Below are 16,606 nucleotides of genomic sequence, written 5' to 3'. Positions count from 1 at the left end.
TAGCCAAAAATTACGCAATACGCATCAGAATAAATTATGAACAACCCGCTTTGGTACAAAACGGCCGTCTTCTACGAACTCTACATCCGCGCCTACCAAGACAGCACTGGCGACGGCCACGGTGACTTTCGCGGCGCCATCCAGCATTTAGATCACATCCAATCGCTTGGCGTAGATTGCATCTGGATCATGCCCCACTATGCCTCCCCTCTCAAAGACGACGGCTACGACATTGCCGATTATTACAAAATACACCCTGACTACGGCACCCTAGATGATTTCAAAGCGTTTTTAGATGCGGCCCACGCCCGTGGCCTCAAAGTTGTGACTGATTTGGTGACTAACCACACCTCAGACCAACATCCCTGGTTCCAGGCTGCCCGCCAGGGCAAAAACTCCCCCTACCGCGACTACTACGTCTGGAGCGACACCGGCACCGAATACAGCGACGCCCGCATCATCTTTCTAGACACCGAAGAATCTAACTGGACTTACGACGAGGTGGCCGGACAATATTTCTGGCATCGCTTTTACAGCAGCCAGCCAGACCTCAACTACGATAATCCAAAAGTGCATGAAGAGATGTTCAACGTCATCCGGCACTGGCTCAACATGGGGCTAGATGGCTTCCGCGTGGATGCCATCCCCTACTTATACGAGCGCGAAGGCACCAACTGCGAAAATCTGCCCGAAACCCACGCCTTCCTGCAAAAAATGCGCCGCATGGTGGATGCAGAATATCCTGGCCGCGTCCTCATCGCCGAGGCCAACCAATGGCCGGAAGATTTGCTACCCTACTTTGGCACCGAAGAAAATCCCGAATTCCAGATTTGCTTCCACTTCCCCATCATGCCCCGGCTCTACCAATCATTAAAATCCGGGGACAAAACGCCCATCGAGGAGATTTGGGCGCGCACGCCAGCTATCCCCAAAAACGCGCAGTGGATGACCTTTTTACGCAACCACGATGAGCTAACGCTGGAAATGGTAACGCCAGAAGTGCGCCAATGGATGTGGGACAACTACGCCCCAGACCCGCGCATGAAGCTCAATTTGGGCATCCGGCGGCGGCTGGCTCCCCTGCTAGACGACAACAAAGCCAAATGGTTCCTGTTACACGCCCTCTTTTTGTCGCTGCCAGGTACGCCTATCGTCTACTACGGGGATGAAATAGGCATGGGAGACAATATTTGGCTGCCAGACCGCCACGGCTGCCGCACGCCGATGCAGTGGAACGCAGAGCAAAATGGCGGTTTTTCAGATGCAGCCAAAACCTATTTCCCCGCCCACACCGACCCAGTTTACGGTTACCAAACGCGCAACGTGGCTGCCCAAGAAAAAGACCCATCCTCTTACTTGAACCTGATGCGCTTTTTGCTAAAAAAGCGGCAAAGCGTGCCTGCCTTTGGGGATGGCACATTTGAGTTTGTGGAGGCGGGCAACCGTTCTGTTCTTGCCTACACTCGCACCACCGCAAACCAGACCGTCCTCTGCTTGTTTAACCTGAGCGATAGACCGCAAACGGCCCAGTTCGCTCTGCCCGAAACATTCACAGATTTGCTTGCCACAAATCCTGCATTCAAGTATCAAATAACCTTGGATGGGCAGATGGTTGCATTACGGCCGTTCGCCACCCATTGGCTTATCTAAAATTGCAACAATATGCAATTGCCCAAACATTTTCAAACATGATTCCAAAGTCACTTCAGAAAAAAATCAGACAGCAGCTCGCTAGTGAACCAACTTTTGCTAAGCTGTACAAGTATCAGCAGAATCAGTTTTTGCAACGGCTGGAAGTTTATTGGGAAGATGCGATACGGCCGTTACACCACATCTACGGCCATCTAGACAATTTTGACACGTGGTTGGCCAACACCATCACCCGCATTGGCCGAGCCTACGCCCAACGCCCCACCGAACTGCATCAACTCGATGAAAAGCGGCTGCTCCAACCTGACTGGTTCCAACAATCCAACATGCTCGGCTATGTCGCCTACACCGACCGCTTCGCAGGCAATCTCAACGGCGTGGCCGAGAAGATTCCCTACCTCAACGAACTGGGCGTCACCTACCTGCACCTGATGCCCCTGCTCCAACCCCGCCCCGGCGCCAACGACGGGGGCTACGCCGTCATGGATTACCGGGAAGTGGATGCGCGGCTGGGCAGCATGAATGATTTAGCCAACCTGGCCACCCGGCTACGCCACAACAACATCAGCCTCTGCATTGATCTGGTGTGCAACCATACGGCCAAAGAGCATCAATGGGCGCAAAAAGCCCGCGCCGGAGACCCGGACTACCAAAATTACTACCTCATGTTCCCCGACCGCACCCTGCCAGACGCTTACGAAGAAAACCTGCGCGAAATCTTCCCCGACTTCAAACCGGGTAACTTCACCTACTACGAAGATTTAGACAAATGGGTCTGGACAACCTTCAACGAATACCAGTGGGATTTAAACTATCAAAATCCAGCCATCTTTGCCGAAATGCTGGGCATTATGCTCTATTTAGCGAACCAGGGTGTAGAAGTGCTGCGGCTGGATGCCGTCGCCTTCCTGTGGAAGCGCATGGGAACCAACTGTGAAAACCAGCCAGAAGCGCATCTCATCCTGCAAGCGTTCCGTGCCCTGTGCCGATTGGCCGCTCCCGCCCTGCTGCTTAAAGCCGAAGCCATCGTCTCGCCGCCAGATTTGGTACCTTATTTGGGGCGCGGCGTGGCCGCGAACAAGGAGTGCCACATTGCCTACCACAACGTGCTGATGGTAATGCTGTGGAGCTGTCTGGCAGAGCGCAAAGCGGTGCTAGCCACCAAAGCGTTGCAAAATATGCCCGCAATTCCATCGGGAACAAGTTGGGTGACGTATGTGCGCTGCCACGATGACATCGGCTGGGCTATCACAGAAGAAGATGCAGCGCAGGTTGGGCTAGACGGCTTTGCCCATCGCGCCTTCCTTAGCGATTTTTACACTGGCAGATTTGAAGGGACGTTTGCCGCTGGCACCACCTTTCAATTTAATCCTCGCACCAACGACAGGCGGGTCAATGGCTCGTTGGCATCGTTAGCAGGTTTAGAAACGGCCGTAACCAACACCAACTGGTCCGAAGTAGAACTCGCTATCCGGCGCATTTTGCTGCTGCACAACCTCGTTTTTGCCTTTGGCGGCATCCCGCTCATTTACATGGGGGATGAAATTGGGCTGCTGAACGACCACAGCTACATGGAAAAGCTCGAATTGGCAGAAGATAGTCGCTGGATTCATCGGCCGTTTATGGATTGGGAAAAAGCGGCCAAGCGGCACAACCCAGACAGTATCACGGGGCGCATTTATGCAGGTTTATGTCAACTCGTCCAGGTCAGAAAACGCACAGAACTATTGCACGCAGAAACGGCAGTTCACCCCATTTGGGCATCCAATGATCACATCCTGGCGCTGCTGCGCGACAACCCGCGCGGGCGGCTGCTTATCCTGGCCAACGTCACTGAAGCACATCAAACCATCACCCGTCACCGGCTGCACGAACTAGGCTTCAGCGGGTTGCTCATCAACCGACTCACGGAACAGCCCATTGACATGTGGCAAGACCTCACCCTAGAACCCTACCAGGCAGTCTGGCTGCAACAAGCATCGTAAAAATTAGACACGGAAAAACACTGATTTTCACTGATTCCAATCTGTGTTTATCAGTGTCCATTAGTTTTTTGGAGACATAATTATGAAACTGTACGGTGGCATCGAAGCGGGCGGCACAAAATTTGTCTGTGCCGTAGGCACCGGCCCTGGCGACATCCAGGCCGAGGTGCGCTTCCCCACGACCCAGCCAGCCGAAACCATTCAACAAGCCATTGACTTTTTCCAAGCGCAAATTGCTAAGCGTGGCCCGCTGGCGGCCATCGGCGTTGCCTCTTTTGGGCCGCTAGACCCACACCCAGATTCACCAACCTTTGGCCATATCACCACCACGCCTAAACCCGGCTGGGCCAATGCTGATCTGGTTGGCCCCATTCAGCAAACATTCAACGTGCCAATCGGCTTTGACACAGACGTAAACGGTGCAGCCTTGAGCGAGGGTAAATGGGGGGCAGCACAGAGTTTGGATACCTTTCTTTACTTTACGATTGGTACGGGGATTGGCGGGGGTGCGCTGGTAAACGGCCGTCTCCTCCACGGCCTGCTCCACCCAGAAATGGGCCACATCACCCTGCCCCACGACTGGGAAGCCGACCCGTACCCCGGCCACTGCCCCTACCACGGCGACTGCTTTGAAGGTATGGCTGCTGGCCCCGCCATTGAAGAACGCTGGCAAACCAAAGGGCAAGATTTGCCGCCAAACCACCCCGCTTGGGAGCTAGAAGCCCACTACATTGCCCTGGCAATGCGTAGCTTCATTTGCACCCTGTCGCCGCAGCGCATCATCTTGGGCGGGGGCGTGATGGCGCAGCCCCAGCTATTCTCCCTAGTGCGCCAAAAAACGCTGGCAGCACTCAACGGCTACGTGCAATCCCCCGCTATTCTAGACAATATTGAGACGTACATCGTCCCCCCTGGTCTGGGCAACCAAGCAGGCGTGCTGGGCGCATTTGCCCTGGGCATGATGGCAGAAGCAGATCATTAAAAATTAACCGTTCATAATTCACCATTCACAATTCAAACGGCCGTTTGCGCTTTACTCATTTAGTGCCATAATTAGAATCATGTTCCAATAGTTGTTCCATATTCCAGAAGCCAGTATATGCTGCACAAAATTGCATATACGCCAGAGATAGCAGTACCGTCATGGCAGGAAACAAACGACCTTCTAGCAATTGGTTTTCCCTAAAAAAGAATTTGCGTCGCATTTTAGGCGGCTCCACACCCAAAGCTAACTCCTCTGAGCGTGTGGAATATTTAGCCGATTTGGTTTACCAACATCGTACATTTGATGTAAAAGGGTTTGCCAACCCCGGCGAAGCCACGCTGCCGCTGGCGCAGGTTTTTGTAGATGTGGGATTGGGAGCCACACCGCAAGAAGCGTCCGCAAACCCGATTCCCGTCATGCAAAAAAACGCCCGCGAAGAGCGCCACTCCATCTGGCGTTTTGTGCAAAGCCGCCCAGCAGAACGGCCGCAAAATTTGGTCATTTTGGGTGCGCCCGGCACGGGCAAGACCACGCTTCTAAAACACCTTACTCTCACCCTAGCTCAACCCGCCCAGGCAGGCGCTCCCCGCAAAAAGAGCCCCATCTTTTTATATTTACGAGACATTGCCAGCCAAATCCAGCGAAATCCACGCTACAGCTTGCGTCAAGCAGTGCAAACCATGCTGCAAAACCGCCAGGTTGACCTGTCGTTGGATTGGTTGGCGGGGGAGTTGGAAAACGGCCGTTGCCTCATTTTGCTCGACGGCCTGGACGAAGTGGCAGAACCAACGTTGCGGCAGCAAGTAGTGGCCTGGGTGCAGCGGCAGATTCGGCAGCAGCCACATAATCAGTTTGTGGTAACGTCACGGCCGTTTGGCTACACTACCAACCCCCTGCCCGATGCCGTTCTGCTAGAAGTAAAGCCCTTCACCATTGAGCAAGTGCACCAATTTGTCCGCAACTGGTATCTGGCCACCGAAATGCAAACGCAGGGCCAAGATGACGACGGTGTACGGCGAGAAGCCACCGTACGCGCAGCCGACTTAATTAAGCGGCTGCATCAAGCACCGGCCTTACTAGACATGGGCATCAACCCCTTGTTGCTCACCATGATTGCCACCATCCACCATTACCGCAGCAGCCTGCCCGACAAGCGCGTGCTGCTGTACCAGGAAATTTGCGATGTCTTTTTGGGCAAGCGGCACCAGGCACGCGGCATTCAATATGAATTAACGCCCATCCAAAAGCGGCGTGTGTTGCAAAGTTTGGCTTACGAAATGATGCAGCGCAATCTGCGCGACATCGCGCGCGCCAACGCAGCCGACATCATTGACCCGGCCTTGCGGCGGGTACACCCAAACACAGACAGTAGCGGTTTCCTTAAAATGGTGTGCGATACCAGCGGCCTGTTGGTGGAGCACACGCCCGGCGTGTACCGCTTTGCCCACCTCACTTTTCAGGAATATTTAACGGCCGTTCATATCAAAGATGAAGGGTTAGAACACCTGCTGCTGATTGAGGTGGAAGATGCCTGGTGGCACGAAACCATTCGCCTCTACGCTGCCCAAGCCAACGCCACCAACATTATTCGCGCCTGCGTTATGCGCGAGGCAGCCTCCATTCCCGCGCTCACGCTGGCGGTGGAATGCTTGGACGAAGCGCAAGAAGTGGAGGATGATTTCCGCAAAATTCCTGGCGAACTGCTTCGCAGCATTGATGACGACAATCCAGAAATTCGCCGCATCGGAGCCGAGGTGCGCTTGCTGCTGCGATTACGCAATCTGGTACGGCTCGACGAAACCACTTACGCCGACACAACTCTAGTCACCCAGGCAGAATACCAGCTCTTTTTAGATGAAATGCGGGCGAACGGCCGTTACCATCAACCAGATCATTGGGCAGAATTACAGTTCCGCAAAGGCACAGGGCAAGAGCCAGTAGCCGGTGTACGGCCGTCCGACGCACACGCTTTTTGCCACTGGTTATCAGAACGAACCCCCGGCCCGTGGCGCTTCCGGCTGCCCACTGCCGAAGAAACGACCCGCTTGGCTAAAAATGGGTCAGAACCTGCCAACCAGTCACCCATTGGCTACTGGTTCCAGAAAAATGGCCAACCAGAGCTGGCTCCCTCACCAACGCTGCGGCAAGATCGGGCACTCGTAGAAAATTTACAGCGGCAACTCAAACAAAAATTGCTCAACGATTTATTTGCGTTCCAAGAGATAAGCGAGACAGATGAGGAAGCCAAACGTTTACAAAAGTTCATCCTGGAGCAAGCCAAGCGGCGCGCTTACTCATTACTAGACCTTGAACGACGACTGCCACTCACCAAAAAAAGTGGTGAAGAGATAAGCCGCTATTTCAGCCTCATTCAAGATCGGCTTACAGAGGGCATGGCCATAGATATGGAACAGGCAATCCTCACAGCCAAAGCTACTACCGATAGCCCCATAACCAACATCACTGAAGGCCCCATTCTGGACGAAATACTTATCATGGGCAAACGGCTGATGACAACATTAAACAGCCTCCCTTTCCCTGATCGCGTTCATCAACTTTTGCGCCAGCTTTTGCTTGATCTGAGTCGCGCCCGTGACCAAATGACGACCAGCCGTCAAAGTTTGCAGGCTGAATTTCTTTCTCATCGTGAGCTAGTGCGGCACATCAACAGCGCGTTGATTTCTGCCCAAAATCTGCTGGATGAGCTTAGTTACAGCCGCACCGATGCCCGCATTCGCCTGCGTGTACATGTGCTACACCGCAGCCTCACCTTGTTACAGCACCATTCCCAACAAAATGACACCGAAAAAAGTCGGCCTAAACGAAAACGGCTTCGCATTTTGCAAGCATTGGTTGACCTGTATGTGGATTTAGCCATTCTGGAAAGCCGTGCCAGCGAAAAGCTGTTGGCGTTGGAGGGCATTCGCATCGTCCGCGAAATCGAGTAAGCCTTGAAAATACCAAAGCAGTAACCCTGTCATTTCTGTAAGCTGGCAAACATATTTCTATTAGATATTTGTCAGGTTATGCAGGGGTACTACAACTACAATGGGTTTACGGTAAGATGGTTTGATCCTGGCTGGAGAACGAACCTGCATCCGCTGTGAATTGTCCTTGAATTGAACGTTTGGCCCGACTGGTTTGTAAGCAAACCGCAGAAAATATTTAAAGAACGAAGAGCGATTTCTCTGTGGTTTGCTCAAGTAAAAGCGGAGAAATGGCTCTACTTATTTTTTCTTTCAAAAGCTTTCTCGCTTTTACAGGTGAGAACGGGAAAGTGCTATATTTTGAAGGGTGCAGAATTTATGAGCAATATCTACCCAAATCCACAAGAAACAGAAGCGCCTGTTTATAAAAATGATTGCCTGCACGCCATTTTTCAGGCGGTGCGGGCCGGACGATGTGTCCGTGTATTGGGGCCTCGTTTTCGTACCAAAAGCGCGCATATGCTGGCCGCTGCCCAAATGTTGCAAGAGCATGGCAGCCACAATGTACATTATTTGAGCATGAAGGAGCTGCCCAATCTGCGACAGGAAAGCTTTTTTGTAAAGCTGTCTACTGATTTGCTGTTGATGAGTGAGGCAGATTTGTACGCGGGCTTGTACGGCCGTCTACAACGTGAACTCTTCCCCATGGACACCCCTATCCCGCCAGAATTTATGCAAACTTCCCGCGAATTCTGTGATGCCATGGAAACCATCATTCGGCGGCAAGACCGCCCGCTGGCACTGTTTATAGACAATTTGAACATGGCCCCCCCCAACGTGGTGCTTTCGCTTTTGAATGCGCTGGCAGATTTGTATACGGCCGTTTCCCAAACCAGTGGCCCGCAATTTCAGGCTATCATTGGTGGGGCGCTTGATTTACAAAGCAACAGCAGCGTAACCCCCACCCGCTTTTTGCAACTATCTGACTTAGTCTGGATTCATGACTTGGATGAAGCAGAGCGTGAAGCATTTTGCCTGGCGGCTTGCCAACGTGCCGCAGTGATGCCTAACCCGCACGCGCTGGAGGCGCTGTTTCGGCAAACTGGCGGTGATTTATTCCTCATAGAGCGCATTTTGGGTCTTTGCTTACAGCAGCTAAAGCGGCGAGGCCAGCAAACCCTCACCGCCCCGCGACTCTCTGAAGCAATTGATAACTTCCTCAACAACCCTACAAATGACAAAGTTGATGAAATCTTGCAGCAGGTAGAAGGGGATACCAATTTGCTCTTCTGCACGCTTTCTATGTTAGAACATGGGTCGCTACCCATTAGCCAAATGCCTATGAGCCTCTCTAACTTCCCGAATGTGCTGGATTTGTGCGGCATTTTTATGCGCGAGGATGACAGTTACCGGCTAAAAAATAATATTTGGGGACATTTGCTGCAAAAACATTTAAATCCAGCTCAGGTTGGTGGGTTTTATGCAGTAAACGGCCGTTGGCGACACGCCTTTGAATATTTGGGCAAAGCATTAAACGAGGGTCAAGCACACGTACGGCCGTCTTTATATACGGCCGTGCTCAATGCCATGCACGGCAGCGAAAACGCGGTCGGTGCCTTTAGCAGCTTGGCACAGGGGCTCACTGCCGCCTTCCCCACAAGCGATCTGCATCTTTACGCCTGGCAAGAAGGCAAACTGCGGCTCTTCTTCCCGGAAATCACCGATTTCAACCAGCAAGCCCGCTTGGAAAACCCAGCTGGGCCAGAAATGAGAGCGCTCAACGGTGCCAATTTCACCATTGTTCCGGTAGAGGAAGAGTTACGACTGCTCATTCCGCTCCGCTCTGAGCTGAAACCAGGAACGCCAATTGGCCTGGTCTCGCTGGGGAAACTAGTTTCCCCCAATTCGCCTTACCAGCGGCAAGATGAGGTGCTGCAACTGGTGGGCTTTTTGCACCAGGCAGCACAAATCATTGAAGAACGCGCTCGATACGCCAATCTGCTCTACATGGCAGAGGGGCGAGCCACCACGCTCAACCGGCTCAACAGTATGCTCACCGAGATGCTCAATCATCGTGAGTGGCCGGAATCACACATTTTGCAGTTGGCGCTTAACGGCATCACCTCGCCATATGGTTTGGATTTGAACCGGGCCGTTGTGTTTATGCTCAACGAGAATGAACAATGTTTGCAGGTACCGTTTGCTGCCGGGCAGCTCACCCAGCAAGATGCAGAAGTTGAACGGGAATTATGGCTGCAATACCCACCAGAGACGGCCTTGACGGAAACGGCCGTTTCCTACAGCACATCTACCATGCAAACCGCCCTTAAACGATTGCACCTTTCTCTGTACGCTCCCGCCCCTGATCTACTGCTGCACCAGCTACAATCTGGCGAGCCGCTACTAAGCAGCAGCCAACTGCCGCGCCAGGGCTTACCCCCCATCTTTGCCAAAGCCATCGGCGCACCAAACGAATTTGCCCTGGTGCCGCTAACAACTGGTGAACATACCTTTGGCATTTTGTATGTAGACAATAAATTTGCCCCGCATCCCATCTCACCAGAACAGTACGAACTGCTGCAATCCTTTGTAAGCCAGGTTGCTCTGGTGCTAGAGAATGCACGCGCCTTGGTGGTTGAGCGTCAGCGAACCAACAGTTGGCGGAAGCTTCTGGAGGTGGAAGAAACGCTCAATAATAAAGTAACCGACTCAATTGATGGCTTACTGCAAACAGTTGTTCAATCTGCCCAGGAACTGTTTCAAGCAGATAGTGCTGTGGTGTATCCTTTGCAGCCCAGCAGCGGCAATGGCCTCTATCGTTATGAACCGGCAAAGGTTCAAGCAACCGGCACCCTGCACGCCGTACAACCAACTGACAAGCCAAGACCAGCGCATGGGTTGGCCTCTTACATTTTGCAACAGGGATTTTTAGCCGTCGGTGACGTAGATACGGCCGTTTCCTCCCGTTTGCGTCTCAGTTTAGAGACAAGCACTTTTTTGCCCCGTGAAGGTATTCGCGCCTTTGTAGGCATCCGCTTAGGTAACACCGCAACCCCGGCCGGCTTGCTTTATCTCAACTGGAAGCGCCAACACCAGCTAACAGCCGAGCAAAAAACCGTGCTAGATGTGTTTGCAAACTTTGTGGCCATTGCGCTGCCCAGCGCACGCAGCTACCAGCAGCTAGAGCACAATCTCACACGCCGCAACCTGGAGCGTAAAGGGATCGATCAGCTATTTTTCAGCATCGCTACCTTCCGCTCTGACGAGGCGATTGAAAACACAATTTTGCTGGCATTGCGGCGAGCCCAGGAATATACAACCGCGCCCCGTGTCTTTTTGATTCGGGATGAGCCAAAAGGAGCCTGGGGCATGTACCAGCTTCTTTCTACTGGCAAAGTGTACACGCGCCAGCTAGATGCCTTACCTAGCGGCCTTATTGAAAAAGCATTCACCAGCGGCACAAGCCAGCTACAAGAAAATGGTGGCCCGCCTGAAACAGGCGAGTTCCGCGCCCGCTTCTACCCGGAATCTCGCTGCGGTTTGGCAGTTCCGGTAAAAGTAACTGGCAATCCGTTGGCAGTATTGTACCTGGAAAGCCCGAAACGGTACGGCTTAACCAAAGACCATCAGCGGTTTATGTATTCGTTGACCAGTCGTTTGGCGATGAACCTGGAGCAGGCTGACCGTAACCGCGCCTTACGCGAACTGCGCGACTTATCGCAGCGGCTGGCAGATGATGTGAATTTGAGCCAGCTTTTGGCAGCTATCATTTCGCAGGCGCTCAATGCGCTACAGGCAGTTGACGCCATTACGGTTTATCACCAGGATCCTGAAAGTGCTCGGTATTTGATGACAACTGTTTCTAGCGCGCAAGAAACGGCCGTTGTCACTCCCTTGCCAGATGAACCATCTCCTCTCGTTAAAATTGCCTGGGAATTAAGCCAACCAAAATTTGTGAAAAGGGTAGAAAAGAACCCTCAACTACGGCAAGTTTTCCCACACCAGAACCAATATCTTTCGACGGCCGTTTTCCCGCTGGAAGTTGGCAGCAGCCGTGTGGGGTGCATGTTCTTCGGCTACGAATTTCATAACCAGTTCAGCGAAGCTGACCGAGGTACGCTAGAGCAGTTTGCCCAACTGGCAGCCCTGGCCATCCTGCGTGCCCAGCTACACATAGAAGCCGAACAACGGCAGCAGCGCCTCGACACCGTCTCGCGCATTACACCCATTATCAGTGCTAGTGTCAAAATAGATTTAATATTCCGTAATTTAATGCAGGAAATTTTGTCTGCCTTCCCCAAAGCCAACAACGCCTGCATAGTGGAACATCTGCCAGACAAAGATGAAGTGGCCATTACAGACAATACCCAACCTTTTTACAACGTAGACGTCCCGCTACTGGAGGACCATACTTTCCGTACCCAACTGAGCAAGCGCCGAGGCATTGCCGGGCGCGTATTGTCCACTGGTGAACTCTGCAATGTGGAGGACGTTAGCCAGGATATGGATTACATTCCTGCCATTTCTTCCACCCGATCAGAAATTGCGGTTCCCATCGTTATTGATGATGTGGTGAACTATATTTTGGTGATTGAGAGTGACGAATTGGCAGCTTTTTCTAAAGCAGACGAGAAGCTACTAAAAACTTTAGCCAAGCACGTCGCGTTGGCCGTAAAAAATGCCAACCAGTTCAGCCGCTCGCAAGCGTTGGAACTAACCCAACAAACAGCGATGATGGCCACTGGCCTGGTGCATGACATTAACAACGCCGTAGCCGCTTTCCCTGATCTTGTGGATGAAATTGCGTATAAATACGATAAGAATCGGGATATTTCTGCACCGCTGGCAAATTTACAAAAAAGTGCCAGAGCCACCGACAAGATAAGCGGCCGTTTGAAAGATTTTGTGTTCACTGGGGCGTACCGTCCAGAAACTGAGGATGTTCACGGCCTTATCCAGAATGCAATTGATCTCAGCAAGCCACAAAAACCGCCGCATGTTTCCATCATCAAAGAAATAGCCACAGACATGCCTAAAATTCAAGCCGATAGTTTGTGGATTGAACTACTTTTGAAAAATCTGTTTGTTAATGCTTTTGCTGCCATCCCCACGGATCGGGATGGCAAAGTTATCATCAAGGCAAAAACGGATGAAACACACCTCCTTCTCACCGTTCAAGATAACGGGAGCGGCATTCCGGAAGCGTTACAGCAAGAGGTTTTCAATTTTGGTACATCAACCAAAGGCGATTCTTTACACAAAATGCACGGTGTGGGACTTTACCATTGCCAACTTATTGCCCGCGCCCACGGCGGCACGCTTGAGCTAAAGAGCGAACCGGATCAAGGCACTGTCTTTACATTGAGTCTACCACTGCAAAGCAGTACACAACACAGCCCACAGGAGGGATTGATCGATGCTTGAGCCTAACCATCAGCTACGCATTTTGCTGGTTGAGGATGATGAGAAAACCTACGACCCGGTTATGCGTTGGCTAAAAGAAGAAGGATATATTGTTCGGTTGGCCACCTCTTATATAGAAGCCAAGTCTGCCCTGGAAACAGATCATTTCCACCTAGCCATTGTGGATATGGTTTTGGCGACAGAAGACCTGGAAAAGGTAGAAGGGCTTCAGCTTTTGGAAGATATTGATGCGCTGCAATTGCGGGGGGTAATGCCGGTTATTGTCATTACGGCGTATCAAAAATATACGCTCCCTGCCTGGAACCTGAATGCAGATCGCCTGATTTTGAAGGAGGGGGGCTATTTAAGAAAGCTCTTGACCGCCATTGAAGAGTTGGTGCAAGAACGAATCAAAATTAATTTTGATCTGGATTATGTGAGTGATTCGCTAAATGTGCTGGAAGGCGTAGCGGAAGATGTAAACTGGTCTATGGCGGAACGGCCGTCCACAAAACTCCTGGCTCCGCAAGTGCGCGACCTCTTTGGCAAGCTGTTTGCCGACGCGCGCAGCCTGTATGTGAGCAAGCTTAAACCTGGGCTCACGGGGGCGGCTGTGGTGCGTATTCAACCCACCTGGCACACGGGTGGATTGGGGCGTTCTTATGTAGCTAAAGTCGGCCGTAAAGACAAAGTTGAAACCGAAAGCCGCCATTTTGAAGCCAATGTTAAACATTTTCTTACGGCCGATGCCGTTACCCAAACAGATGTCCATTACACACGTCATCTAGGCACATTGCTATACACTTTTGCCGAAAACCAAGGCGTAGCGCTCAAAGAGTTCGATGAATTTTACCAGCGCAGCGATCCCAGCAATATTATTGCCAGCCTTCGCAATTTATTTGACGAAACGTACCGCTACTGGTTTGCCAATCCAGAACGCGATTTAGCAGACGTGCCTTCGCTATATTATGATGCATTTCAACTAGACCAGAAAAAGTTAACCGGGCGCATCCAGATAGTGTTGCCCAAGATGGACCCTGATGATGCGTTGATACAGCTCACGCCTGGTAAAGAAAAAGTAACCAATCCCATCGCCTGGCTCAAAAAGAATAAACAGGAATGCGTGATTCAAGTCAATAAGTGCATCACGCATGGCGATCTGACCGGACGCAATATCATGGTGGACGATTCTGGCAGATGTTGGCTAATTGACTTTTATCGCACCTACAAAAGCCACATTTTGCGCGACTTTGTCATCCTGGAAACTGATGTTAAATACCGCCTGATGTCTTTATTGAGCCTGACCGACTTTTTGCATTTTGAAGAGGCTTTGCTGGAAGCAGATCGGCAAAAACAACCGCCCATTTTGCCCCCTTCATTTACCAAAGATGCGCGTAAAGCAGCCGAAGTGATATTCGCTATTCGCCAATTAGCACATCGTTATGCACACACCTTCAACACGCAACAAAATGATGCACGCAAAGAGTATTTGCTCAGTCAGCTAATGGGTACGCTGAATGTGGTGCGGCTGCGGCACATTTCAGAAAATCGCAAGCTACAAGCAATGCACTCAGCGGTGATGATATGTGAGGAGCTAGACATTCTGGCTGGACGACAGCCTGAAAAGCGGGTGGTTGATATGTACCGCGAACCTGTGCCTGTTAGTCAGGCTTCATTTGCTGAAGACAGCAGCTTCTTTGCGCCTGCGCTCATGCTGGCCACTGCCCAGCAGCGGTTTTTGGCTGAGAATTTAGCCCAAAAGAACGTTACCTTGTTCATCGGCTCGGCCGTGCCGCGCAACACGGATTGGCCTAACAACCAGGAACTTGCCTTACAGTTGATGAAAGAGGTAGATATTTCAGCCTCGACCAGCGACAAACCAACCAAACTGTTTGCTTTTTACATCAACCGAATGGGCAACCGGAAGCGGCTTATTCAAAAACATATGGAATATTATGCACCGGGCAGACGGCCGTCCATCTACCGCGCCGCCGCCAAACTGCCCTGGCAAAAAGTGTATACCACCAACCAGCACACCTATCTGGAGCAAGCATATCAGGAAAAAGGGGAGCATTTTGCCATTCAGCTCTTTGCAAACGGTGCGAACCCGCCGGATAATGACACCACGGTCATTCACAAACTGTACGGCTCCATCAATGCCAAAGAGGATCACACTTCTCCCCAAACCTTGCCCATCACTGAATACGACCACCGCCACCACGGAACCTTGCAGCGAGTAACAGAACTCTGGCAACAGTTGGCAACGGCCGTACAAAAAGGCACCTTCCTGCTCATGCTCTGCCCCTCAGAAGACGAACTGATGTCTGCCTACCAATATTGCCAACCAAATAGTGCCGAAGGCAAAGTGTGGCTGGCAGGCGGCAACATTTCTGAAGAAGAGCAAGACGTGTACCGCAACCTAGACTTCCGCGTCTTGCCCGATACACCTGGCCAGCTACTCAAAGTGCTGTTCACCCTAACCACTTACAATGGAGGCCCTTTCGTAGAACATGAAATAGGGTCACCTAACGACTGAACTTTAGCTTTCTGTTCATTATCAAAAATATTTGAAACAAATTCTATTTCAAGTCTGCTGAGAGAGTAAAAATGGAAAAATCATTTAAGAAACCTGCATTCGATTACTTAGGTCATGTAGTTTCCGAAGATAAGCTAGTAGATCGCATTTACGAATTAGATGAGCTAGTCAAAACTATTACTAGCAATAAAGGTAATGTATTGCTAGCTGGGGAAAGAAGAATTGGCAAAAGCAGCTTAGTACGCAAAGCACAAGCCCTTCTTGAAATGAAAAAAGTATTAACTATTCGTATTGATATACGCGGTTATGATGAAAATCCTGAGGGCTTTTTAGAAGAAATCTTACATATATTGTGTTACGAAATTGCTTTGAAGATTTTTGATAAGACACCAACCGATATGCTACTTGCACTTACAGAGGACAAAGCCTCAACATTTAAGAGCAAAGACTTTAAAAAACTATTTGAAATTTTCAAGTTACTTAGAGTCAGTAATAAAACAAATGTTAAAAACTCTTCCGCACAGGCAGGGGTTAACTTTCTTACAATAGGAAACGCTGAAGCAAATAAAAGCAAACAGCAATCTTTTGCAATTGGAGAATTAACCGATTATGAATTCATTCATATTGCTCAAGAGCTAATCAGTATCTGTCAAAAATCAGGGTTTCGAACTGTGACCGTTATCGCTGATGAAGCAAATCACCTGGCAGTAAAAGCCAATAAGGAGTTTTTAAGACATTATCTTGAAGTTTTTACTGAAAGAAAAGTTCTATTTGTCTTTGTTACTGATATCAGCCTTATTGACTACAAACCATTCAAGGACATTTTTGACGTTACTATTAAGCTAACTCCTTTCAGAAATATTTCTGATCTAAACGAATTATTAGAAAAATATGTTGGTGCTGATTACAATCAAATCTATCCTGAAATTATTGTTAAGGAAGTTTGGGCTCGCGGAAAGGGACATCCATATATCAGCCAAATATTGTTTCATAATTCACTAGAAGAAGCTCTCAAGCAAAATAAGTATACAGTTGAGATTGATGATATATTACGTGCTTGGAGTGAGCTTTTAGAATCAGACAAAATATCGGATGTCTTAAAGGGTCTTCGAGAATGATC

At 50.5% G+C, this 16,606-nt stretch carries 7 protein-coding genes; all 7 read left to right on the top strand.

Annotation, left to right across the window (positions count from 1 at the left end):
• Positions 1 to 36: 36 nt before the first annotated feature.
• The 7 genes from treS (at position 37) to ACOQPM_RS14980 (ending at position 16,604) form a co-directional block, all read left to right on the top strand.
• Complete coding sequence (treS, locus tag ACOQPM_RS15010; protein ID WP_420630076.1) at positions 37 to 1,650, top strand: maltose alpha-D-glucosyltransferase; 1,614 nt, start codon at positions 37 to 39, stop codon at positions 1,648 to 1,650.
• A gap of 131 nt (positions 1,651 to 1,781) precedes the next feature.
• Complete coding sequence (locus ACOQPM_RS15005; RefSeq protein WP_420630075.1) at positions 1,782 to 3,635, top strand: alpha-amylase family protein; 1,854 nt, start codon at positions 1,782 to 1,784, stop codon at positions 3,633 to 3,635.
• 82 nt (positions 3,636 to 3,717) lie between these two features.
• A complete protein-coding gene (locus ACOQPM_RS15000) occupies positions 3,718 to 4,617 on the top strand; it encodes an ROK family protein (RefSeq protein WP_420630074.1) in 900 nt (299 codons plus the stop codon).
• A 161-nt stretch (positions 4,618 to 4,778) separates the two neighbouring features.
• Positions 4,779 to 7,568, top strand: coding sequence for an NACHT domain-containing protein (locus ACOQPM_RS14995; RefSeq protein WP_420630073.1), 2,790 nt, complete (start codon positions 4,779 to 4,781; stop codon positions 7,566 to 7,568).
• A gap of 357 nt (positions 7,569 to 7,925) precedes the next feature.
• A complete protein-coding gene (locus ACOQPM_RS14990) occupies positions 7,926 to 12,971 on the top strand; it encodes a GAF domain-containing protein (protein ID WP_420630072.1) in 5,046 nt (1,681 codons plus the stop codon).
• Positions 12,964 to 15,486: a response regulator gene (locus ACOQPM_RS14985; RefSeq protein WP_420630071.1), complete on the top strand. Its 2,523-nt coding sequence runs from the start codon at positions 12,964 to 12,966 to the stop codon at positions 15,484 to 15,486. The genes ACOQPM_RS14990 and ACOQPM_RS14985 overlap by 8 nt, the downstream gene beginning before the upstream one ends.
• A gap of 71 nt (positions 15,487 to 15,557) precedes the next feature.
• A complete protein-coding gene (locus ACOQPM_RS14980) occupies positions 15,558 to 16,604 on the top strand; it encodes a hypothetical protein (protein ID WP_420630070.1) in 1,047 nt (348 codons plus the stop codon).
• The last annotated feature ends 2 nt before the right edge of the window (positions 16,605 to 16,606 follow it).

Origin of the sequence: Candidatus Leptofilum sp. (genome assembly GCF_965223525.1) — a bacterium.
Classification (GTDB): domain Bacteria; phylum Chloroflexota; class Anaerolineae; order Promineifilales; family Promineifilaceae; genus Leptofilum.
This window is presented reverse-complemented; position numbering and strand designations above follow the sequence as displayed.

Bases quoted from the DNA above. Each gene is read 5' to 3' on its own strand.
- treS (WP_420630076.1), top strand. From the start codon at position 37: ATGAACAACCCGCTTTGGTACAAAACGGCCGTCTTCTACGAACTCTAC.
- ACOQPM_RS15000 (WP_420630074.1), top strand. From the start codon at position 3,718: ATGAAACTGTACGGTGGCATCGAAGCGGGCGGCACAAAATTTGTCTGT.
- ACOQPM_RS14995 (WP_420630073.1), top strand. From the start codon at position 4,779: ATGGCAGGAAACAAACGACCTTCTAGCAATTGGTTTTCCCTAAAAAAG.
- ACOQPM_RS14990 (WP_420630072.1), top strand. From the start codon at position 7,926: ATGAGCAATATCTACCCAAATCCACAAGAAACAGAAGCGCCTGTTTAT.
- ACOQPM_RS14985 (WP_420630071.1), top strand. From the start codon at position 12,964: ATGCTTGAGCCTAACCATCAGCTACGCATTTTGCTGGTTGAGGATGAT.
- ACOQPM_RS14980 (WP_420630070.1), top strand. From the start codon at position 15,558: ATGGAAAAATCATTTAAGAAACCTGCATTCGATTACTTAGGTCATGTA.